The 20,780-nt window shown below is 59.1% G+C and carries 20 protein-coding genes; 2 read left to right on the top strand and 18 right to left on the bottom strand.

Going from position 1 to position 20,780, the window contains the following annotated elements:
• Window positions 1-9: 9 nt before the first annotated feature.
• The 10 genes from ODQ19_RS18570 to ODQ19_RS18525 form a co-directional block, all read right to left on the bottom strand.
• The gene (locus tag ODQ19_RS18570) at window positions 10-1,527 is read right to left on the bottom strand and encodes a DHA2 family efflux MFS transporter permease subunit (RefSeq protein ID WP_330210866.1); all 1,518 of its coding nucleotides are present in this window, start codon (window positions 1,525-1,527) and stop codon (window positions 10-12) included.
• Window positions 1,524-2,591 carry an HlyD family secretion protein gene (locus ODQ19_RS18565; RefSeq protein ID WP_116668729.1) on the bottom strand — a complete coding sequence of 356 codons (1,068 nt, stop codon included), beginning with the start codon at window positions 2,589-2,591 and terminating at the stop codon, window positions 1,524-1,526. Before ODQ19_RS18565 ends, ODQ19_RS18570 begins: the two co-directional genes overlap by 4 nt.
• A gap of 29 nt (window positions 2,592-2,620) precedes the next feature.
• Window positions 2,621-3,436 (bottom strand): DUF3050 domain-containing protein, encoded by an 816-nt coding sequence (locus ODQ19_RS18560; RefSeq protein ID WP_330210865.1) that lies wholly within the window; start codon window positions 3,434-3,436, stop codon window positions 2,621-2,623.
• 46 nt (window positions 3,437-3,482) lie between these two features.
• On the bottom strand, window positions 3,483-4,442 hold the full coding sequence (locus ODQ19_RS18555; RefSeq protein ID WP_330210864.1) for a fatty acid desaturase family protein: 960 nt from the start codon (window positions 4,440-4,442) through the stop codon (window positions 3,483-3,485).
• Between the two features lie 10 nt (window positions 4,443-4,452).
• A complete protein-coding gene (locus ODQ19_RS18550; RefSeq protein WP_014718383.1) occupies window positions 4,453-5,280 on the bottom strand; it encodes an SDR family NAD(P)-dependent oxidoreductase in 828 nt (275 codons plus the stop codon).
• Complete coding sequence (locus ODQ19_RS18545; RefSeq protein ID WP_116668732.1) at window positions 5,277-6,419, bottom strand: acyl-CoA dehydrogenase family protein; 1,143 nt, start codon at window positions 6,417-6,419, stop codon at window positions 5,277-5,279. Before ODQ19_RS18545 ends, ODQ19_RS18550 begins: the two co-directional genes overlap by 4 nt.
• A gap of 3 nt (window positions 6,420-6,422) precedes the next feature.
• Complete coding sequence (locus ODQ19_RS18540; RefSeq protein ID WP_019820107.1) at window positions 6,423-6,866, bottom strand: type II toxin-antitoxin system RatA family toxin; 444 nt, start codon at window positions 6,864-6,866, stop codon at window positions 6,423-6,425.
• A 15-nt stretch (window positions 6,867-6,881) separates the two neighbouring features.
• The gene (locus ODQ19_RS18535) at window positions 6,882-8,141 is read right to left on the bottom strand and encodes an aspartate aminotransferase family protein (RefSeq protein ID WP_330210863.1); all 1,260 of its coding nucleotides are present in this window, start codon (window positions 8,139-8,141) and stop codon (window positions 6,882-6,884) included.
• On the bottom strand, window positions 8,138-9,202 hold the full coding sequence (locus ODQ19_RS18530) for an SDR family oxidoreductase (RefSeq protein ID WP_116668784.1): 1,065 nt from the start codon (window positions 9,200-9,202) through the stop codon (window positions 8,138-8,140). The genes ODQ19_RS18535 and ODQ19_RS18530 overlap by 4 nt, the downstream gene beginning before the upstream one ends.
• 182 nt (window positions 9,203-9,384) lie before the next feature.
• A complete protein-coding gene (locus ODQ19_RS18525; RefSeq protein ID WP_116668734.1) occupies window positions 9,385-10,113 on the bottom strand; it encodes an AraC family transcriptional regulator in 729 nt (242 codons plus the stop codon).
• A 252-nt stretch (window positions 10,114-10,365) separates the two neighbouring features.
• On the opposite strand from ODQ19_RS18525, the gene ODQ19_RS18520 reads away from it, so the two are divergent.
• Window positions 10,366-11,271: a tetratricopeptide repeat protein gene (locus ODQ19_RS18520; RefSeq protein WP_330210862.1), complete on the top strand. Its 906-nt coding sequence runs from the start codon at window positions 10,366-10,368 to the stop codon at window positions 11,269-11,271.
• 370 nt (window positions 11,272-11,641) lie between these two features.
• On the opposite strand, the gene ODQ19_RS18515 is transcribed toward ODQ19_RS18520, so the two are convergent.
• The 6 genes from ODQ19_RS18515 to ODQ19_RS18490 form a co-directional block, all read right to left on the bottom strand.
• The gene (locus ODQ19_RS18515) at window positions 11,642-11,860 is read right to left on the bottom strand and encodes a hypothetical protein (protein ID WP_330210861.1); all 219 of its coding nucleotides are present in this window, start codon (window positions 11,858-11,860) and stop codon (window positions 11,642-11,644) included.
• 69 nt (window positions 11,861-11,929) lie between these two features.
• Window positions 11,930-12,739, bottom strand: a complete 810-nt coding sequence (locus ODQ19_RS18510; RefSeq protein ID WP_116668737.1) for a hypothetical protein — start codon at window positions 12,737-12,739, stop codon at window positions 11,930-11,932.
• 134 nt (window positions 12,740-12,873) lie between these two features.
• Window positions 12,874-13,338: a response regulator gene (locus ODQ19_RS18505; RefSeq protein ID WP_116668738.1), complete on the bottom strand. Its 465-nt coding sequence runs from the start codon at window positions 13,336-13,338 to the stop codon at window positions 12,874-12,876.
• The gene (locus ODQ19_RS18500; RefSeq protein ID WP_330210860.1) at window positions 13,335-15,662 is read right to left on the bottom strand and encodes an ATP-binding protein; all 2,328 of its coding nucleotides are present in this window, start codon (window positions 15,660-15,662) and stop codon (window positions 13,335-13,337) included. The genes ODQ19_RS18505 and ODQ19_RS18500 overlap by 4 nt, the downstream gene beginning before the upstream one ends.
• Window positions 15,659-16,312, bottom strand: coding sequence for a response regulator (locus tag ODQ19_RS18495; protein WP_065944138.1), 654 nt, complete (start codon window positions 16,310-16,312; stop codon window positions 15,659-15,661). The genes ODQ19_RS18500 and ODQ19_RS18495 overlap by 4 nt, the downstream gene beginning before the upstream one ends.
• A complete protein-coding gene (locus ODQ19_RS18490; protein WP_116668741.1) occupies window positions 16,309-17,496 on the bottom strand; it encodes a sensor histidine kinase in 1,188 nt (395 codons plus the stop codon). Before ODQ19_RS18490 ends, ODQ19_RS18495 begins: the two co-directional genes overlap by 4 nt.
• Window positions 17,497-17,671: 175 nt before the next feature.
• On the opposite strand from ODQ19_RS18490, the gene ODQ19_RS18485 reads away from it, so the two are divergent.
• Window positions 17,672-18,169, top strand: coding sequence for an SgcJ/EcaC family oxidoreductase (locus ODQ19_RS18485; RefSeq protein WP_116668742.1), 498 nt, complete (start codon window positions 17,672-17,674; stop codon window positions 18,167-18,169).
• Between the two features lie 69 nt (window positions 18,170-18,238).
• On the opposite strand, the gene ODQ19_RS18480 is transcribed toward ODQ19_RS18485, so the two are convergent.
• Window positions 18,239-20,146 (bottom strand): NERD domain-containing protein/DEAD/DEAH box helicase, encoded by a 1,908-nt coding sequence (locus tag ODQ19_RS18480; RefSeq protein ID WP_330210859.1) that lies wholly within the window; start codon window positions 20,144-20,146, stop codon window positions 18,239-18,241.
• Window positions 20,147-20,227: 81 nt separating this feature from the next.
• Window positions 20,228-20,467 (bottom strand): carbon storage regulator, encoded by a 240-nt coding sequence (locus ODQ19_RS18475; RefSeq protein ID WP_256660567.1) that lies wholly within the window; start codon window positions 20,465-20,467, stop codon window positions 20,228-20,230.
• Window positions 20,468-20,780: the final 313 nt, after the last annotated feature.

Here is a 20,780-nt window from a genome sequence, read left to right as displayed (position 1 = left end):
CTGAAAGATTTATCGACTGAGGTGGCTTCTGCGCATCATCAGCACCATGGGAATCCCGATGGCCATCACCGCTCCCAAGGTGCCGAACAGCATGCTGAACGCCAGCATTTGCCCTTGTTCGCGCGCTTGCAGGTAAGGCATCAGGGCCAGGGCTTGTTGATGGCTCGCCAGGCCTAGGGAAAGAAACAACGGGTCGGTTTCCACACCTCCCCAGCCACTGGCCACCAGGCTCGATTCGGTGACATGCTCGGAAAGCAGGCGGTAGCGTTCCCACGAGAACCGTGTGAGCAAGGTGGCTGCGATGGCGATGCCAACGCTGCCCCCCAACTGGCGCATCAGGTTGAGTACGCCTGAGGCGCCGGAGATCAATGTCAGCGGCAGGCGCCGCATCGCCAGGTTGGTCAGCGGCACAAAGATCATGCCCAGGCCCAGGCCGCGGATCACCAAGGGCCAGTACAGCGAGTCGGGGTTGCTGTCGAGGGTGAACTGGGTGTGCAGGAACATCGCATAGCAGTACATGACAATGCCCAGGGTGACGAACACACGCTCGTCGATCTTGTTTTCCTGGGACAGCTTGCCGATCACCAAGGTGCTGATGGCGCTGGCCACCGCCCCGGGGAAAATCACCAACCCGCTCTGGTAAGCGCTCTGCGCCAGCAGGGTCTGCAAGAACAGCGGCACCATGAACAACGTGCTGTACAGCCCGAAGCCCACGCAGAACGCACAGATGCACCCCATCAGGAACTCGCGGTTCTGGAACAGCGCGACGTTGACGATCGGGTTGGCTACACGCCGCTCCCACCAGAAGAAACCCACCAGGCTGAAGCTGCTGAGCAACAGGCAGGCCACGGTCCAGTTGGACGCCATCCAGTCCCAGTGCTCGCCGCGCTCCAGCAGGATCTGCAGGCTGCCCACGCCCAGGGCCAGCAAACAAAAGCCGCTGTAGTCGACACTGGAAGGCTTTTGTTCGTTGGGCGAGTCGTTGATACACAGCCAGCACAGCAACAAGGCCACGGCACCGATCGGCAAGTTGATCAAGAAGATCCAATGCCACGACAACGTGTCGATCAGGTAGCCGCCGACGGTCGGACCCAAGGTGGGCCCCATCATCACGCCCACGCCGTACAGCGCCATGCCGCTGCTGACCTTTTCCTTGGGGAACACGTCGTAGATGATTGCCTGGGAAATCCCCAGCAACCCGCCGCCCGCCAGGCCTTGCAGCACCCGGAACGCGACCAGTTGCCAAAGTTCGGCAGACATCGCGCAGCCCAATGATGCCAGCACGAACAGCGCGGTAGAGACCAGGTAATAAGTCCGCCGGCCGAACCACGCCGACAGCCAGCCACTGACCGGAAGAATCACCACGTTGGCCACCACATAACCGGTGGAGACCCAGGAGATTTCATCCACCGACGCACCGTAGGTGCCCATTAGGCTGGGAATCGCTACGTTGACGATGGTGACATCGAGCAACTCCATCATCGAGACCAGCGTGACGGTCAGCGCAATCAGGTAAGGCGACTTCATAGCGTGTGGCCGGCGTCGTCAGGTGCGGCCACTTCGACAAACGCGCTCATGCCCGGGCTCAATAGCGACTTGTAGTCATCTGGCACATCGTTGAGCGCGATGCGCACCTGTACGCGCTGCACCACCTTGGTGAAGTTGCCCGTGGCATTCTCCTGGGGCAGCAATGAGAACTTGGCTCCGGTGGCCGGTGCCAGGCTTTCGACGACGCCGTCGAAGGCGTGCCCGGGGAAGGCGTCCACGGTGACGCGGGCATTCTGGCCCACGCGCACGCGGCCCACCTGGGTCTCCTTGAAGTTGGCGGTAATCCACAGTGCGTCGGTGGCGATCAGGCTCATGAGCTTTTGGCCAGCGACCACAAACTGGCCGGGTTCCACCTCTTTTTTCGAGACAATGCTGCGCATCGGCGCGGTCTGGCGGGTGTCGTTGAGCTGGATCCTGGATTGTTCCAGCTCCGCTTGCGCGGCCGCGATCCGATAGTCCTGCACCTTGAGTTCGGCTTTGTTGGCCAAGGTGCTTTGAGCGGCGGCCTGGGCGTTGCTGCGCGCCACTCCCTGGGCGTGGCTGAGGGCGTCGAAACGCGCCTTGGCCACCTCCAGGTCCTGGGTGCTCAGCACGCCTTGGGCGCCGAGGCGACGGGCACGCTGGTAGTCGTTGCGCGCTTGCTCAAGGTTGGCGCTTGCTTGAGCCAGGGCCGCCTGCGCGGCCTCGCGCATGGCCACCGCACCGAGCACCTGACTGTCCAGCGCGCCCGGCACGCCTGCGCGCCCGGCGGCGGCGAGCAGCGCTTGCCACTGTGCTTCGCGCTGCTGCAACTGGTAGCGGTACTCGCTGTCGCGGATCTGAAACAGCAGGTCGCCGCTTTGTACCCTGACGTTGTCCACCACCGGCACACTGATCACCACGCCCGAAAGCTTGGCCCGTACCGGGATGATCACCCCGTCGAGCTCGGCGTTGTCGGTACTCACGTAGGTGCTGGAATACTGCCAGCGCTGCCAGCCCAGTATCAGCAACCCGCCGACCACGACGCCGCACAGCGTCAGTTTTATCAACTTGCCTTTGGTCATGTGGTACTCCCTGTCGATGCGCGTTGAGGTCAAGCAGGCTCAGAAACGGTGTGGACCTCCCGCGCAGGGCGACCCACCGTCGGCTGAGCCTTGTCCAGCAGGAACTGATGCACGCCATTCCACAGGTCAATCCGTGAGTTGATTGCGGTTTTCGCACTCTCGACCATGTGCAGGTGTTGCGCGGGGCTGGTGACGATTTCGGCGATGATGCGTTTGGCCGCCGGGCCGTGATCGTCACCATCCATCTCGATGTGGCGCTTCAAGTAATACGTGAGCATCGGTACATCGCGTTCACTGACCGACCATTGCGACAGCAGGCGACCAAACATGTCGGGGATGATGTCTTCACGCCCGAAGAAGAAGTACGCCAGGACCGCTTCGGTGCTGCCGTGTTGCGCAACATCGAGGGTCTGGCACATGAACACTTTGGCGGCCGTCGGAATCTGCGCGTCGTTGAGCGCCTTAGCCAGAGGCACCTTGGCCTGGATGGCGGCCAGGAAGCGGCGGAATACGCTGCTGTCGGCGCCGATTTCATCCATGGCGGCGAGGTACAGATCCAGGTGGCTGATAAAACCGCCATTGGGGTGCTCGTCGGTCTCTTCACCCACCACGATTTCGTTGATCAGGCGAGCGGCGGTGATGTGTACCGGCGGCACCCAGGGCAACTCCACGCAGGTGAGGTCGCGCTGGATACGCTTGAGCAAGGTCATGAAGTCCCAGACGGCGAACACGTGAAACTCCATGAGGGTGCGCACATCTTCTACGCTGCGGATATTGGCGAACAATGGGTGGCTGAACAGCTGTTCGCGCTCGGTTTCAATGTGGCTATCGATATCAAAAGGCATGCGTGCTCCTGCGGCCTGAAGGGTCAGGCCCAAAATCCATCGGAAATTAAGGGTGTGTGTCGTTTACCGTGTTTGTACGATAAGGATGGCGACCGGTGGCGTACCGGAAGGACCGCACAAAGTGCTTTTCCAGCAGGTATTGCCGGCCTTCATACCATCCCGCTTCCAGCAGTTGACGGTGTACCTTGGGCAGTCGCCAGCAAGGCACCGCGGGGTAAAAATGATGTTCCAGGTGAAAGTTCGAGCCCGCGTGCAACCAGGTGTTGAGGCGCGAAGTGCGTGAACGCGCCGGCGGCAGCTGATGGCCTGCGTCGAAAGCATGCTCCTGATAGGCGTTGACCGCCGACAGCAGGAACGCCACCGCCAGGCTCAAGGAAAACCCCAACAACAGTCCGTCGACAAGCCAGATAGCCAGCCCATACAGGCTGAGCCATACCACCTGGCAGGCGATATTGCAGCGGGCCAGCCGTTGCACCTGCACCGAACTCAATGGCAGCGCCGAAGGATTACCCAATGGCCCGAACGCCAGGCGCCAGGTGGTCTGCAGATAACGCAGGGTGGCAATCAAGCGCGACAGGGTGATGCGGCTCGCCAGTGTGTGATAACGCGAAAAAAGCCGGTAGTCCGGGTCTTTCGCGCTGTTGCTGTAACGGTGGTGTTGCCAATGGTCGACGAAGTAACCGGTCACACAGAACCCCGGCAGCAGCGAACTGGTAGCAATGCCCAGGTAGCAACTGCGCATGGGGTTCGCACTCAGGTTGAAGTGGAAACCTTCATGCCCAAGGATCGCTTGCAGAAATAACCCGTATCCCGCCAATACCACCAATGGCAAACACACCAGCACCCACAGGGTGGAGGCTGTGGTTGCCACCCACACAAACAGCGCGAGTGGCAGCAGGTACAGGCTCAAGGCGTAGGCGATGATCAGCAAGGATTCCCTCGATCGAGCCTTGAACAAAGCACGGTCGAGGCGGACCTGGGGCTTGGGGTGCAGATGGCTGGCCATTAGCGAGGGCTTACTCGATCAGTTCAGGGTTGAGCACCAGATGACCGCCACGCGTTAGCGTACGCAGGCGCATGGCGATAAAGGCATCGACCACGCTCGGCACGCTGCGCGCGGTGTACATGGCCAGCGTGCCCATGAACGTCAGTCCACGGTTGCGCAGGCCATTTTTCTGGCAGGCGCGCACCAGGCCGTTCGCGGCGGCATCCAGTTTTTCTTCCAGGGACAGCAGGGTCTTGTCACCCCACTTGAAGGTCACCAGGCGTTTGACCGACAGGCCCACACGCTGCGCGGGCAAGTGGATCGCTGTGTCGATGAACCCCGGGTACACCGTGACCACATCAAGCTCCCCGCGATACTGCATGCGCAGCACATCCGAATAAGCGCTCAGTGCGCGTTTGCTCGCGGCATAGGCCGCGACGTAGGGCGCATTCACCAGCGCGAACAATGAGGACACGTTGACCACTTTGCCGCGCTTTCGCAGTAGCCCCGGCAGGAACCCCGAAGTCAGTTGCCAAGGCGCGAACAGGTTGACGTCCACTGCGCGGGTCACCTCATCGGTGACGCCGGTTTCGCCGCGTTCCAGTGTCAGGGTGCCGGCGTTATTGACCAGAATGTCGATGTCGCCGAAATCGGTGCTAATAGCGCTGATCACGTTGGCCACGGCGTGGCGGTCACACAGGTCGACTTGATAAAACGCGTCCAGCAGGCCGCTGTCTTGCGGTGCGAGGATATCGAGGCCAATCACGGTGGCGCCCAGTCGCTTGAGCTTGCTGGCCGCCGCGAAACCCAGGCCGCGCGCGGTACCGGTGATAACAATGGTTTTTCCGAGCAGGTTCATGAGTGCGCTCCGGTCATGCTGAAGGTTGATGCGGACAGGTAGGTATCAAGGTTGGTCGCCATCGAGATCCTGGCCGGTGGATGAAATTGCAAGCCGCGGCAGGCCATCAGCCCGTTGGAACTCAGGTTGCTGGTGATGAATGCCATCCCGCCCAACATGGCGTGGGCCTGGTCGGAGAGCTGGGCAAGCCGTTGCTCAATGCCGTAACGCACCAGCAGCAGACGGGCCAACACGTTAGGCAAGTCCTGCGGGTTGCGCTCGATATCCAGGGCCGCGCCTTCCAGGGCACTGATCGCCAGTTGCAGGTCGGCTGCCAGGTCCACGCGGTGATGCGCGGTCCAGCGAGCGGCGTCTGTGACCGATTCGATCAGGCCGGCGCAGGCACCCACATAAGATGCGCAAATCAACAGTTCGAACCAGATGAAACCCACGGTTTGCACGTCGCCCAGCTGGTGCGTGTAACCGGCGGAAAACACCATGCGCTCGGGCACCAGCACTTCATTGAGGCGTACTTCGATGCTTTCTGCGCCGGCCAGGGCGCTGTTCTGCCAGAAGGGGTTGCGGCTGATGCCCGGCGCCGTGGCCGGAATCAATGCGACCATCAGCTCTTCGCCGCCAGGGGTTTGGCGGATATAGCTGGCGGTGAGCAAGTCCATCGACTGCCCGAGGCAGCAGGGCTTCTTGCTGCCGCTGAGTAAAACCCCCTCTGGGGTTTGCACTGCCTGCATGGCCGAGTCGAGAATCCCCGCTCCGGAGGTGCCCTCGGCAAACCCCGAAGACAGCAGCAAGCGGTTTTGCGCGACGGCGGCCAGCAACAGGCCTTCGGCGCCGCCGCCGTTTTGCGTGAGTGCCAATAAGCTCGCTACGGAAAATTGGTGCATGGTGCTGGCCACCGCCAACGAGGGCGAGCGGGCGCCCAGGGCGATCTGCACATGCACCGCGTCGAGGATGTTCGCGCCCAGCCCGCCGGCTTCGCGGTTGACCAGCAACCCCACCGGACCATGTTGCTTGAACAGGGCGATGACCTCGCTCTGTGGCGTTTCACGCTGGGCACTCGGAATGGCCGCCAAACGCTCGTCAAAACCCGGGGCGTAGCGTTGAAGCAAATCGCGTGAGCGATTGAGTAACGACAGTGACATGGTTCAGGCCTTCAAGTAGCTCGCCGGAAACAGGCCGGTGATGATCGAGTGGATGTTGTCCCGGATAGCTTGTTTGGCCACAGGGTCGAGCATGTCCGCGAGCATTGGCAGGCCCAGGTCGAAGCGTGATTTAAAGGTGATGATCGCGTCCTTGCCGTCCGGCAAGACGTGCCAGGTGCCGGAGAAGTGATCGACGTCGCCGGCCATCTGCTCGAAATGAATCTCTCGGGTGTCGGCATTGAAGGTGTCACGCTCCTGCCACTTGAGAATGCCGCTGTGGAAGTTGACCTCCCAGGACGTGAACGACACCTGGTCGCTGACCTTGTTGATGCTGATATTGCGCACCGATTCGCAGAGCTCGACGTAGTTGCTGAAATCGCTGATCACCGCAAATACTTCATCAGCGCAGGCATGGGGAATATGGGCCTGCACGTTGACTTCTTGCATGGGGGAAAACTCCATTTAAAGGGATGGCATCGAAGTGGTCAGCGCCTGGGCGAAGCCTTCGATCAGCCAGTTGCAATCCTGGGCCGTCAGCAGTGGCGAAGGCGTGAGCCTTAGCACCCGATGGTCATTGAGCGAGTGGCACACAATGATGCGTTGCTCGATCAGGGCCATGACCATGTTGGCGGCGATTGAGGCCTCAGCGAATTCAAAGCCCAACAGCAAACCGGCGCTGCGCAGTTGCACGCGTTCGGCCAAGCCCTGTTGCTGCAACAGCGCGCTGAAGCGGGCGTGCAGGTCCTGGCCGAGCAGCCGGGCACGCGTGACCAGGTCTTCTTGCACCATCACTTGCAACGTGGCCTGCACAGCCGCCATGGCCAGCGGGTTGGCGCCGAAGGTCGAGGTATGGACCGTAGGGTTGCGATTGAACGGCGCGTAGATCTCGGCACGGGCCACCATGGCGCTCACCGGTACGCAGCCGCCGGACAGGCTTTTACCCACCAGCATAATGTCGGGCACCACCTGTTCTTGATCGCAGCCCCACCAATAGCCGGTGCGACCCAGGCCAGACTGGATCTCGTCGATAATCAGCACGGCGCCATATTGATCGCACAGTTCGCGCACGCGCCTGAGGTAGCCGGATGGCGGCAGGATCACCCCCGCTTCGGCCTGGATCGGTTCGAGGATCACACAGGCCTTGTCCGGCGATGCGCGCAGTTGCTGCTCCAGCGCGACGCTGTCGCCAAACGGCACGAACTCGCTGTTGCTGAGCAACCCGCTGAAAGGCTCTCGGTAGCTCTCGCGGCCAGTGACGGCGAGGGCGCCGAGGGTCTTGCCGTGGAAGCCTCCGAACGTCGACAGCGTGCGGCGGCAACCGTTGAGGCGGGCGAGTTTCAAGCCGGCTTCGGTGGCCTCGGCGCCCGAGTTGCAAAAGAACACATAGTCCAGGTCACCCGGGCACAGTGCCGCCAGAGCGTGGGCAGCAAAGGCCTGTTGTGGGTTGAGCAACAACTTGCTGGCCAAAGCGTTTTGCTGCAGTTGCCGAGTAACCGCTTCCACGACGACCGGGTGGCCGTGCCCGAGGAAAAACACGCCATAGCCGCCTGCATCCAGGTATTGGCGGCCTTGCTCGTCGTAGATGTAGACGCCACGGCTGGATTGCTCGATCGGCAGGTTCATCAGTGACGCAAGGCGTGCGTAGCCGGAGTTGACGTGCTGGCGCAGGTATTGGTCGACCTGTGCGGCGTCGAGAGTAGGTTCGATAACCGTGTGGTTCATGCCACGCTCGCTTCTGTGGACGTTGTCACCGGCTGCTTGAGCATGCGCGTCAGAGCCCCGAGCTTGGGCGCCAGGTGGTTGAGCGAGAGCAGTAACTCACGGCCAACATCGCGTTGGCTGAACGCCGGCTCGCCGAGTAACTGCGGCAATGAGGTGGGCAGTGGCGTGCGCAGGCAGGCATAGCGGCACAACTGGGTGGCACGGGTCAGGGCGGCCTGGATATTGCCGCTCAGCGCCGGTAGAAATACCGGGCGGATCAACCGTTCATAAATGTCCGGCGCCATGCAGCGTGGCCGTGTGAAGGGTTGTCTCTGGGTGTCCATGGACTGGCACATCAGGTCCAGGAGCCCCGTCAGATCCAGGGCCTGCGGGCCGCTGGTGAGAAAATAGTCGTCGCCGATCAAACGCTGGTGCAGTGCATTGGCAATCGCTCGCGCCGCGACGTCACGGGCGATCAGGTCGACATAGCCGGCAGGCGGGCAGGGCACGATAGGCAGTACGCCAGACATCATCAGCCCCATGGTCATATGGAAACCCTGGAAGTTGGGCATATGCCCGGTGCTGGCGTCGCCGATGATGATGGACGGACGAAAGATCGACACGTCGATGCCGGCCGAGCGCACCAGCGTTTCGGCCTGGCGCTTGGCGACTTCATAAGGGGTTTCTGCTTGCACGCCTTCGTAATAGTCGCAAGGGTGGGTAAAGGCGGTGCTGATGTGATACAGCGGCACCTTGGCTTGCTGCACAAAGGCCACGACGTTTTCGGTGCCGAGGTAGTTCACCGAAAAAATCTGGTCGATATCACCGTCCAGTCGCGTCACCGCCGCGGCGTGGATCACCCAGTCGACACGCTCAAGCAACTCAGCATAAACGTCGCTGGCCAAGCCTAGGTCAGCGCTGCAAATATCACCCTTGAGCACTTCTACTCGGGGATGGCGGATACGGCTTTTGCGCGCCAGGCAGACCAAGTGAAAGTCCTCTGCCAGGCAGTCGATCAGTGACTCACCGAGCACCCCTGAGCCTCCAGTGAGAAGGACGGTTAATTTTTGCTGTGCTGACATGTAGGGCGCATCCTGCGGATTCATCGAAAGAATTCATGGTGCGTTTCGCCGAATCGCAGGCACAGGTGCCCCGGGCGAACACTCTTCTATTCACTTTCGGTGGCGCTGAGGTGCTCTGGGAGCCGGTACTCAGCGCTTAACGTGGTCGCGAATAAGATGCGATTGATATTGGCGTTTTGATATCAGCGCGTCTTGAACGAAACGCTTGTCTTGCGCAAAACCTCGGCGGCGGTGCGCGGCGTCATGCCAATCATGCGGCGCATCATGCGAGCCAGATGCGCCTGGTCGGAGAAACCGCCGTCGGCAGCGGCGTCCGACAATGTCGACCCACCGGCCAGGGATTTGGAGGCGCGTTCCAATTTGTTCCAGATGATCCACTGGGAGAGGGAAACACCCATCTGGTGGGTGGCGACGCAGCGCAAGCGCGGGCTGGACAACCCCACCGCCTGGGCAGCGCGACTGACACAACCTGGGCCGTCGCGGTCCAGACGCAGAATATTCAAGGCTTTGTGGAGCCTATGGTCGATCGGGGGGGTAATTGCCAGCAGCCGCGAGAGGGCGTCGACAAAGTGCGCCAGGGACGTGCTACGGCGGAAACACTCCAGCAATTCATCACTGGCCAGGGCGATGCCATCGTCTTGCAGCAACGCATTGAGCGCACGGCCCAACACCGTGTCCGGGCTGACATACAAAAATGCCACCGGGTGACTCTCGGCTACGGCACGGTGTTCGACGTTGGGACCAATGATCACGCCTGCCGCACGGATCACCTTCCCTGGCAGCTCCAGAGTGGCGGGTTGGCCTACGCCGATGCACAGTTGGATGGCGACATGGGAGTGAGCAGTGTTTTGATCCGCACGGCCAATGTAACCGGCCCATGAGTCGCCAAAAGTAACGCTGCCATCCCACATTTGAAGTCTTCCTTGACGTGTTGGGTGATTGTTCGACGCGTGCAGGGTAGGCCTGCGCGGGTCTGGATTCAAGCGTGGGTTACCGACATAACGCCGCACGCATGCCCGACTTTCGACGCTTAGAGGCTATCGGGTCGCCAAAGGAGCCCGCTTTGCTCTGCAAAAACGCCTTGACCTGGGGGAGCGGTGAATTGGGCATGGGGTCAATGGCTGGCATAATGCCTGCTTTTACCGCAAGGACGCACGGACGCCATGCTAAAACCAGCCTACCTTCTTTTGTTTTTCTTCACCCTCGCGGGCTGTCAGAGCCTGCTTCGACCTGCTGATTACGATTCCCTCCACGTTGGCTTTCGCTGCATGGGGCTTGCCGGTATAGAGCCCTTCAACCAAGACAACTTGCGTTATATCGAACGCTTCGCCGGTTACGGCAACGCCACCTGCATGGCCATGCTGGGCAAGCTGTATCAGGAAGGCGGGCACGGCGTCGATCAAGATTTGCGCAAGGCCCGTGCCTTGTTCGTAGAGTCCGCCAAGATCAAACCGGCCACCAATGTGCTGCTGGGTCAGATGGCCGAACGCGGCGAGGGCGAACCCGTGGACTATGCCAAGGCACGCCAGTTCTATCGCCTGTCTGGCAACAATGCCGTGCTGGCGCTGGGGCGTTTAATGGAAGAAGGCAAGGGTGGCCCGCAGGATTTGCCTGGTGCCTTGGCACTCTATTTGGGCGCAATCCAGTACTGTGGCGACGAAGTGTGGCAGGCCATGAATCGCCTGCGCCTGGCGGGACAACCGCTGACTGAAGACCAAATGCAACGTTATCAGCAAATCTGGCTGACGGGTTTTCTCAAGCTGCAGACTCGCAGGCTTGCTGTCCGGGAAGTGTTCGAAGCGGTCAATGCCACGGGCGAGAAGAAGAGCGTGCGGCTGTCCTATCGCTTCACGTCAGACAGCGGTACGCCGAAAGTAACGATGCTCACAGGTTCGGGCGACGCGAATGTCGACGCGTGGGTCATGAAGGCCGCGTCGCGAATCACAATGGGCAACGCCGCACCGCTGACCGACAGTTCGGGCGTGCAAGAGATCGTGGCGCCGCTGGTCTTCGTGCCTCAAGACACCCAGCGTATGATGGGGTTGTGCGGTAGAAAGCCCTGCGGTTGACGGTTTACTGAACGGGTGCAACAAAAAGCGATCCAGTGCGTTAGCTCCCCCGACATGGAGAAATCCAAGGCGCGATCAACTGCTTCCAAGACGTCTCGGTGCACACGCCATCGAATGGAAGTGGATGAGTCTCCAGGGGCTGTGAAAGGCAGAAATGATCAGAGCCGTGATGCCCCCGGTGCGGTTGGTTCCGACGAAGACAAGGGTGTTTGTCGATCAAATTACCCATGCGATTCAGGCGGGCTGGGAGCAGTAAGCAGAAATCTTCTATTCACAAAATAAAATGGTGCTTGTGAAAAATTTATATTGATTTTTTAAGGTGGTGCGGCTTTAGCAGAAATCCACCTTCAAAAAAGTCGAGATGCAATGGTTATGGGCCGATGCGTTCTTCAATCCAGCGTAAATTTACTGCAACCCAAAGCAGGGCTGCAAATATTAAGGCGCTACGCGCCATTTTAGCTGCATCTTTAAGTTGGTCGGTAAACGTGAAATAAATCGCCATCGTGATCGACAAAATCAGCAAGCTTGTAAAGAGTAACTTGTAGCACTTCAGGAAAAAATTAAAAGTCGAGTTTTGGTTATCTGTCATGGTTTATCGCCTGGGAGTCGAGGGGAGCGCCCTTGACTCCCGGTAGGTTACCGAAGATCTTTATACAGTTCAGGGTTTCTTCTGGCGGTTCATCCAGGGACTGTACTCAACGGAGACATAGCCTTGAAATAACCCGTCTTTATTCGGATTGAATCCGGGCATTTGCTGGAAATTCAAATGCTTGCACTGTGTGCTGAGACGCTGCTGTAGGGCGTTATCAATCTTGAATTTCTTCGGGCGGTAGGCGCTTGGGTCAAGGTTGACTAGACATTCGCGTACTAGCCCCTCGGCAGTCGAGACAAAGTGGAACGTGGCGACACCGACACTGTCGATGTCTTGTTTAGTCATTAAGTTCTCGCGAAAAAAGCGTATTTGTTTATACATCTCGATGTTGTTTTTCTGGTGTTCTTTCTGCTTGTCCGACAAGCCCCTCAAAGACACGAGTACGACAGGGGCAATAATTGTTTGGGTGTCTTTCGAATCAACAAATACTTCTGGCCGAACCTCGGGGAATAAAGCGTTCCAGCAAATGTCGGTAATCAAACGACCGATTCGGAGGTCATCCTGTCCACTAGCTATTCTCTGCTCATACCGACTACTACGCGCTGAACAGCCCACTACGTTGTTTTGAGAGTCGACAGTCATCTGCATATCCACAGCTCCCTGCAATCCGAGTGCATTGGCGGCCAAGCTGTTACGGTAGAGCACTGTTTGAAAATCACTCGTAAATTTGCCGTCTTCCTGTTGTTGAGTTGCTGCTGCAATAGCTGCGGCCTCTGCCGGCGTATGGCTTTGGCAACCTGCAAGCGGGAGTAGGGCTGCTCCAAGCAACATACGCAATCGAACGCACGCCGCAGCAAGAAAAACGGTATGTTTCATCGTTTTATTTCCAAGGGGCTTTGTCGTGCATCGAGTGTGCACTGAGTTCTAACGCTATAAGGTAATGCGGCTACATCATGTAGGAACTTTCCTTTTTTGGCTGGCCCGCCGGAACACTCAGCAATCCGGGCTATTCAGTGTAATGGCTTTGATCCTCGCCTTTGCAGCAGATCAATTTGATCGGCTGGTACCAAGGTGCGCAACGTCTTGTAAAGCACACGGGTTTCCAGCAGGTTCCAAACGCGCAGCATGGTCTCCAGCGCATCCAGTGGTTTGCTGATGAAGTCCTTGGCTCCCAGGGCGAGGGCGCGCAAGCGTGTGTCGCGGGTGGCGTCGGCGGTGAGCACCAGGATCGGCAAGTATTCAATGCTTGGGATACGTCGGTTGAGTTGTTCCAGCACGGCAAAACCGTCGAACTCAGGCATGTGCAGGTCGAGAATCACCAGGTCCGGCTCGAAGCTGTTAAACAGCTCCAGGGTCCGCAACGGTTGGGTGCTGCTCAGCACGTTGGTCAGCCCCTCACGCACCAGCAGTTGCTCCACTAGGTCGAGGTTGGGGCGTTTGTCGTCGATGATCAGAATGCGCAGGTCGGGGTTCACACGGGCTCCGGAAAGTACTGGTCGAGGTGGGCAAGGAACGAAGGAATGTGAATCGGTTTGGTCAGCACGGCGGTCGCGCCCGCGTCGCTCAAGGCCAGGCGGGTGAGGTCGCTGGCGTCGGCGGTGATCATCAGCACCGGGGTGGATCGGGTGATTTCGCACTGGCGCAAGCGCTGCAGAACGTTCAGCCCGTCGATGTCGGGCAGCGTGACATCCAGCAGGATGAGCTGTGGCGCATGCTGGACGGCCAGATCCAACCCCAATTGCCCCTGCATGCTCGAGAGCAGTTTTATCCCAGGTCGCCGTTGCAGCACGGTTTCGATGAGTGCCAGGCTGGAGAGGTTGTCTTCGATGCACAACACCTTGCCCTGAACTTCGGAGTCTGCAAGTGCAGGGATCAGCGGTCGATTATCGAGCGCGGCAGCGGCTGCCCCGAAGGCGTCCTGCAAGTGTACAAACGCCAGCTCCAGGGTAAATCGGGAACCGACGCCGGGTTGACTTTGCACGGTCAGGCTACCGTTCATCATTTCCAGCAGGCTCTTGCTCAGTGCCAGACCAAGGCCGCTGCCTTCCACATTCGGGTCGGTCTCCAGGCGTTCAAACGGCTTGAACAGGCGAACCAGGCGATCAGCCGCAATGCCTTTGCCGGTATCGCTGACTGACACGGCAATTCGTTGTTGATCAATCTTGACCTCAATGCTGACCTGACCCTCAGGCCGGTTATATTTGATGGCGTTTGACAGCAGGTTCAGCAACACCTGAGTCAGGCGTTGTCGATCGGCGACGATCCCACTGTCAGCGGCCAGGATTGGCAGCGGTGCCAGCTGGATGCCGGCATCGGCGGCCATTGGCGAGACCAGCGTCAAGGCTTCTTGCAAGGCGATTGCCAAGGGCACGGATTCGATGTTCAGCGGCAGGCGTCCGGCTTCGATCTTGGCAATGTCCAGCACTTCATTGATCAGGATCAGCAGGTGCTGGCCGGCACGCAGTATGTGACCGATCTGCGCCTTTTGCCCAGGGGGCGCGTCCATGTCCAGCAGTTGCGCAAAGCCCAGGATCGAGTTGAGCGGGGTGCGCAGTTCGTGGCTCATGCGCGACAGGAATTCACTTTTAGCCAGGCTGGCGCGCTCGGCCTCTTCGCGGGCAGTGCGCAACGCAATCTCGGCCGCGCGGCGATCGGTAATGTCCCGGGTGATTTTAGAGAACCCACGCAACGTGCCGCTGCTGTCGTATTGCGCAGTGATTACCACGCTGGCCCAGAAGCGGCTGCCATTCTTGCGGCAACGCCAGGCTTCCTCCATGTAATGCCCGTCGCGAGTGGCCTCACGCAAGGCCATATCGGGATGCTGCGGACACTCTTGTGTCAGGTAAAACATCGAGAAATGCTGGCCAATGATTTCCTGCTCCGTATAGCCCTTGATCCGCTCGGCGCCTGCGTTCCAACTGGTGACATAACCCTGGGTGTCGAGGGCGAAGATCCCGTAGTCCTTCACGCCGTCGATGATCAGCCGCAAGCGTTCTTCGTTGTCGCGCAACGCGCGTTCACGTTCAGCCAGCAGTAGGCCGGCTTCCACCAGGCGAGTACCCAACTGGCCAATCTCATCGTTCTCCGGCGGTTGTGGCTGCAAAGGTTGCCCCAGGGCCAGGCGTTGGGCATTACCCTGGACCTGCTGCACCCTGGCTACGATCCCTTTGGACAAAAACAGTACCGCCACGATGGCACCAAATAGTCCGCAGAGGGCGGCCAGTAAGGTTGAGAACAACAGCCGCTGACGGGTCGCGTATGCCGCCGCAGTCCGCTCGGCCAGCAACGTGTCCTCAAGGGTGAGCATGGTGCCGATATGCTCGCGCAATTCATCGAGGATGTATTTGTTATTGACCAGGATGGTGGTGAGCGACTCCGGTTTAGCCTCTCGATCGCGAAGCATTTGCTCCAGCCCATCGATTTTGCTGTTGATCAGCGGTGCAATGGCGGTAAGTTGCACACGCACCCGTTCATCACGCACATGGCTGTCGAGGCGGCGCAGGGCCGATTCGATCAGGGGCTTGGCTTTCAGATAGCCCGGCAGGAAATCTTCTCGATGTGTAAGCAGATAACCGCGCACGCTGGCGGCCGCTTCGGCGAGCAAGGTGTGCACAGTCTGGATATCGCCTTGCACCAGCAATACCCGGCGCACGTCTTCTTCGGCACGGGCGGTCTGGCGCTCGGTGATGTAGATCAACACCAGTGACAGCAGCAGGATCACCAATGGCAGGGAAATCACCACCAGGGCCTTGCCCCGTAGCGGCAGGTCGGCCCAGCGTCCGGCATAAAACACCTTCATGGTTGAGTCACCAGGCCCAGAGCAATGCCACGCACCGCAGCCTGGGTTCGGTCAGCCGCCCCGAGTTTGCCGATGACCCGTTCGACGTGGGCTTTTGCCGTGCCGGTAGTAATCCCCAGCTTCTCACCGATCAGGCGATTGCTCATGCCGTTGGCCACCAGCCCAAGTACCTGGCGTTCTCGTGCAGTGAGGTTTTCGGTGGGTGTACCGCCACTCGCATTACGTTCGGTCATGCGTCTTAGCAGGCGGGCGCTGACGGAACGATTGAGGGCTTCTTCACCGGCAGCGACGCGCTGCAGGGCGTCGATCACTTCGTCGCGGCTGGCGTCTTTGAGCAGATAACCGACGGCGCCGGCACTCATGGCCGCCTCCAGATGGTCGGGGCTATCGTCCATGGTGAAAATCACCACTTTCAGGGTCGGCAGGCGTTGCTGAAGCAGACGTGCGGCGCCCAGGCCGTTGAGCAACGGCATGCGGATGTCGAGGATCACTATATCCGGCAGCAACCGTTCGCACAGCTCGACGGCCTCCTGACCATCGCGGGCCTGACCGACCACTTCGAATTGCGGATGACCGGCCAGCAAGGCGACAAAACCGGTGCGCGTGACTTCATGATCATCAGCGAGCACGAGACGTAGGAGGTGAGTCATTGGGGTGTTCCATCCAGGTTCAAGGGCACGCCGACGTGCAGTTGGGTGCCGCCGTTGATTGCGCTGGTGCAGGTGAGGCGTCCACCCAACAGGCTGGCGCGTTCCTGCATGGTGGCCAGGCCCAGATGTCGAGTTTTGTCGGTATCGAGTTGGAGTTCGGGGGCAGCAAAGCCGTTGCCGTTATCTTTTACCCGCAGCCAGGCCTGACCGTCGTGCAGTTCCAACCCCAGTTGCACCTGTTTGGCGTGCGCATGTTTGAGGATATTGTTGATCGCTTCCTGGGCGATCCTGAACAAACCGATCTCCACCTGACTGGGAAAGCGCACCTCGCAACGCGTTAACCAATGCACGCTGATTCCGGCTTCGCGCAGCCGATCAGCCTCTTTATCGACCGCCTTGAGCAATCCGAAATCGTCGAGCACCGTCGGGCGCAGGCCGCTGATCAGTTGCCGGCCTTCAACCACGCAATGCCGGGCCAGTGCCAGAATCGCCTGCAAGTCTGCCCCGAGGGTGCCCGGCAGTGTCGGGCAGCTGCCGGCAAAACCTTGCAGCCGCTGGTGCAAGCCAGCGAGGGTTTGCGCCAGGCCGTCGTGCAGGTCATAGGCGACGTGCTTACGTTCGTCTTCTTGCGCACAAAACAGCCGTTTGACCAGATCCGACAGAGTGCGATCCCGGGCTTTGAGCGTCGTCAGTAATCGGTCATTTTCAAGGTGCGCAGCCAGCAGGGTAGCGAGCAGTTGCATGGATTCGCTGTCTTCGTTGTCCGGCGCCCGCAGGCTCACGCTGTTGGCCAGCACCAGGGCGCCAAAGGCATTCCCGTCGCCACCGCGTAACGGCACCCGCAGCACATTGGGCAAGGATTCCCCCGGACGATCCTGCCAGTTCGGCGTGCGCATTGTACGGTCGGCGGAGATCTCCAGACTGTTCAGTCGATCACGGCTGCCATGCCGGGCGGTGGTGCTAACGCGCCCGTCGGCGTCCCACTCCAGCAGCATCCCGTGGTCCATCGCGAGGAAGGCGCAAGCCCGCGCCAACACTTGCTCGCGCATGGCGTCCGGGGCCAGGCGGGTCAACTCCTGCCCGGTATGCACCAACAGCCGCAGGCGCGCCGCGCGACTCTCGGATTGCCGATATTGGGTGCGGATGGCCAAGGCACTACCGGGGTCATGTGGCAGGTTTTGCATGCTTGGGCTCTCGCGTTGGGGCAAGCGCCACGGGCGCAGGAGGGGTCATTAAACCTTGTTAACGGTACGGGGTGCCATCTGCCAAATGGCATAGCTAAATGATTCCGGTTGGCCGATGTCGGGGGGCTGGCGGGTTGGCAAAGTGTGCTCGACCACCCTGCACTGGAGTATCGCAATGAAATTCAAAACCCCGACCATCGCCTTGCTTTTTGCCTTGAGCGCACCGTTTGTTCAAGCAGCGCAGACGCCCCCGTATGTCTACAGCACTGTGGCCCAAGCGCCTGCCAACGTGAAGGATCGTGAGATTGCCAGTTTGTTTGACCGTTGGAACAGCATGTTACAGACCGGTAACGCTCAATCGGTGGTCGACCTGTACGCGCCGGACGCGGTGCTGCAGCCAACCATGTCCAATCAGCTGCGCACCACGTCGGCTCAGATCAAGGAGTACTTCGATCACTTCATAGCGCTCAAGCCTGTTGGCCAAATCAACTACCGCGACATCAGTCTGCTGGGCAGCAACGTGGCCGTGGACAGCGGCGTTTACACTTTTACCCTGACCGAGGCGACGGGCAAGACGCGTCGGGTGCAGGCGCGCTATACCTTTGTCTATGAACAGGTGGACGGCCAGTGGAAGATTCTCAATCACCATTCTTCGGCAATGCCTGAAGCCTAGGAGCAATGAGACTCCGCGCGACGTGACCTTCAATGATCGACCTCACTGCTGCTCAGTTTGAGGTCCTTTTTATAGTTCAGTGTTCTGCGCATCGTTCCCCGCCAAATGCTCACTGACCACCCTGATCGCCTCCTGGACCCGCCGGGTAAAGCTGGAGTGATCACGGTGCATCATCACCAAGCGATCGATGGCCCTGGTCATGGCCACATATAGCAGGCGCGCTTCATCTATGCCATCTGCGTCTTTTTTGGGCATGTTGTGCAAATAGGGGAGGATAACCAAGCCGAACTCCAGACCTTTGCTGGAGTGCATGCTGACGATTTTGACTGCGTCTGCACCATCGTAGAGTTTGCTGCGGTCTTGATCGAAGCGCCCGGAGACAAAGGGGATGCCGGCGTCCTTCAGGACTTTTTCAATATGGATGGCCTGAGCCCAATATCGGCAGATAATGGCCATGTCTTCCAGTGCACGCCCTTTGCGCTGTTCGTCGCGAATGCGCTCGACGATGCAATTGTGCTCCTGCCATGGTGTTGCACAGTGCAGAAGTTCCGGGAGGAGGCCGCGTCTACCGGCGCTTTGTGGCGCGACTACCGGGATATTATCTTCCTGAGCTTCACGGGCATTCAACATCTCCAGGGAGAAGGCCTGGGCAACAGACAATACTTCCAGAGTATTGCGGTAATTGAGCCGCAAAATGGTCGTACGCCCCGATGCCTGGATGCCGACGCTGGCGAAGCTGAACTCCATGCCGCCTTTAGCTGCCTTACCTCGGTAGATAGATTGCGCATCATCGTAGAGCACCAACAGCGAGTTGCTGGCAGGGTCGAGTAAATCAACCGCCAATTTGAACCACTCTGGCTGGAAGTCCTGGCCTTCATCGATCAAGATGCCGGCATATTTCGCTTTGGTGATCTGCCCCCTGGCAACACCCAGAATCACGTTTCGCACAAGCAGTGCATTGGCGTCCTTGAGGTTCAATGTACGACTTGGCAGTTCGCCGCCCGAAGCCTTTAGAAGGTCCCGACACCAGCTATGAAAATTACGCACCGATACTTTATGACCCAGGTCTCGCGCTGCCAGTACCTGTTTTAAACGCCCTGCCAGAGACTTGTTGTAGCAAAGTACCAGGACGGGTTTGTTGCTGGTTTGCGCCAGGTATACGCAGCGATATCCCAAAATCATGGTTTTGCCACTACCCGCCACACCATGGATCACGCGATGGCCTTCGCCCATGGACCGTGCCAACTGCTCCTGCTGTAGGTCCATCACCTTGATCAAACTCGGCACCGGCGCTTCGTGGGCGCTGAACAGACCAAACTGACCCGGTGAGAGGTTTACTCGTACCTCCGGAAACAAGTGGTAGCGCACTCGGTCAATTTGCTCATCTGTGAGGTGGCAGGCGAACACCTGAGCAAACATCCTGATCAGGCGCGCCTCAAAGCCCTCGCTTTCTACCGCCTCAGTCATTTCATCTCGGCAGATGACTCGCTGTTCAGCCAGCACATTGGCAAGCCCGGCGCTCTCGAACTGCTTACGGGTGATCTCTGCCAGTACCACGCCCCAGCTGTAGGGCATCAGTAAGCTACGCTCGCGAATAGAACCGGCTGGCTGTTGCAATGCCGGGTCATTTTGCAGCAGCTTCACGGCCTCCAGGGTGTTGATCCGAGCCTGTGCTAACGGGTTGGCTACGGTTTTCAATTGACCTTCGACACGGATCCTGGCGTGCTCACCGGTCAGGCTTTCGATGGTCTCCACCTTCCAGTCCTTTACCTCCAGCACCAGAATCCCTCGTTGCGGATGCATCAGCACGAAGTCTGGCCGCAAGCCTTTAGGGCCCACAGGTACATTGAACCAGCACAGCCAATCGTCCGACAGTTTCTTTTCCAGGCGTTCAGCCAGACGGCGCTCGCCCGCAGTATCAAACCGACAGATGTTGCGGGAGGGAAAATGTAGAGCCATGTCGTATGCCTCGATCATTTGCGTACTCGATATGATTCAGAGCGACGCAAAATAATAAGTTCGCAGTTTGACTGTGCTTACCAATCGCGGGACGGTCTCTCATGACCGAATTTTCGGCAATGGTGATTCAGGTCCGGATGGCGAGCCTGGCTTTTTGTCTTTGTCCTCGGCATCTATAGCCCTTTCATGCAGTTCGGATCGAGCGATCGGGATGTGCTTGGGTGCCTCGATGCCTAAAGAGACATGACTGCCTATAACGTCAATCACCCTGATCTGAATTTCGTCGTCGATACGTAAGCGTTCGCCGGGCCTCCTAGTGATAAGTAGCAATGGCAGCACCTTTCAAATTTGGGGGAATGTTCGGGCCATTAATTCCATGCGTTGTCCGAAATTCATGTAGGAAATTTCCTGTGCTGCGGTTGGTTGGGTGTCTCAGTGAAACCGCCCGGACGGATCGGAGCGGTGCCGAAGTGCGCAAGGGCATTGGCGCCGTTTGTTCTACGCACCGCGCATGCCCCGTGACATTCTGGTCCTGCAGATTTTCAGTTGCGTTTCCACCCCTGCGTTTTCAATCGCGAGCCGGTAGAGCTTTAGAGCGATGGCCAAGCCTTCAGGCATTCTCCCGGCGCCAGTCGAACTGGAGGGCCTATTC

The organism is Pseudomonas sp. AM4(2022) (genome assembly GCF_036346515.1).
In the GTDB taxonomy this organism is placed as follows: Bacteria; Pseudomonadota; Gammaproteobacteria; order Pseudomonadales; family Pseudomonadaceae; genus Aquipseudomonas; species Aquipseudomonas paracarnis.
Note: the sequence above shows the minus strand (reverse complement) of the source record. Positions and strands in the feature narration are given on the sequence as shown.

What these genes read in the sequence shown, in the direction of transcription:
- ODQ19_RS18545 (WP_116668732.1), bottom strand. Translation starts at nt 6,419, where the DNA reads ATGTCACTGTCGTTACTCAATCGCTCACGCGATTTGCTTCAACGCTAC.
- ODQ19_RS18555 (WP_330210864.1), bottom strand. Translation starts at nt 4,442, where the DNA reads ATGGCCAGCCATCTGCACCCCAAGCCCCAGGTCCGCCTCGACCGTGCT.
- ODQ19_RS18570 (WP_330210866.1), bottom strand. Translation starts at nt 1,527, where the DNA reads ATGAAGTCGCCTTACCTGATTGCGCTGACCGTCACGCTGGTCTCGATG.
- ODQ19_RS18490 (WP_116668741.1), bottom strand. Translation starts at nt 17,496, where the DNA reads ATGCAAAACCTGCCACATGACCCCGGTAGTGCCTTGGCCATCCGCACC.
- ODQ19_RS18565 (WP_116668729.1), bottom strand. Translation starts at nt 2,591, where the DNA reads ATGACCAAAGGCAAGTTGATAAAACTGACGCTGTGCGGCGTCGTGGTC.
- ODQ19_RS18560 (WP_330210865.1), bottom strand. Translation starts at nt 3,436, where the DNA reads ATGCCTTTTGATATCGATAGCCACATTGAAACCGAGCGCGAACAGCTG.
- ODQ19_RS18535 (WP_330210863.1), bottom strand. Translation starts at nt 8,141, where the DNA reads ATGAACCACACGGTTATCGAACCTACTCTCGACGCCGCACAGGTCGAC.
- ODQ19_RS18530 (WP_116668784.1), bottom strand. Translation starts at nt 9,202, where the DNA reads ATGTCAGCACAGCAAAAATTAACCGTCCTTCTCACTGGAGGCTCAGGG.
- ODQ19_RS18485 (WP_116668742.1), top strand. Translation starts at nt 17,672, where the DNA reads ATGAAATTCAAAACCCCGACCATCGCCTTGCTTTTTGCCTTGAGCGCA.
- ODQ19_RS18495 (WP_065944138.1), bottom strand. Translation starts at nt 16,312, where the DNA reads ATGACTCACCTCCTACGTCTCGTGCTCGCTGATGATCATGAAGTCACG.
- ODQ19_RS18510 (WP_116668737.1), bottom strand. Translation starts at nt 12,739, where the DNA reads ATGAAACATACCGTTTTTCTTGCTGCGGCGTGCGTTCGATTGCGTATG.
- ODQ19_RS18515 (WP_330210861.1), bottom strand. Translation starts at nt 11,860, where the DNA reads ATGACAGATAACCAAAACTCGACTTTTAATTTTTTCCTGAAGTGCTAC.
- ODQ19_RS18550 (WP_014718383.1), bottom strand. Translation starts at nt 5,280, where the DNA reads ATGAACCTGCTCGGAAAAACCATTGTTATCACCGGTACCGCGCGCGGC.
- ODQ19_RS18500 (WP_330210860.1), bottom strand. Translation starts at nt 15,662, where the DNA reads ATGAAGGTGTTTTATGCCGGACGCTGGGCCGACCTGCCGCTACGGGGC.
- ODQ19_RS18525 (WP_116668734.1), bottom strand. Translation starts at nt 10,113, where the DNA reads ATGTGGGATGGCAGCGTTACTTTTGGCGACTCATGGGCCGGTTACATT.
- ODQ19_RS18520 (WP_330210862.1), top strand. Translation starts at nt 10,366, where the DNA reads ATGCTAAAACCAGCCTACCTTCTTTTGTTTTTCTTCACCCTCGCGGGC.
- ODQ19_RS18540 (WP_019820107.1), bottom strand. Translation starts at nt 6,866, where the DNA reads ATGCAAGAAGTCAACGTGCAGGCCCATATTCCCCATGCCTGCGCTGAT.
- ODQ19_RS18480 (WP_330210859.1), bottom strand. Translation starts at nt 20,146, where the DNA reads ATGATCGAGGCATACGACATGGCTCTACATTTTCCCTCCCGCAACATC.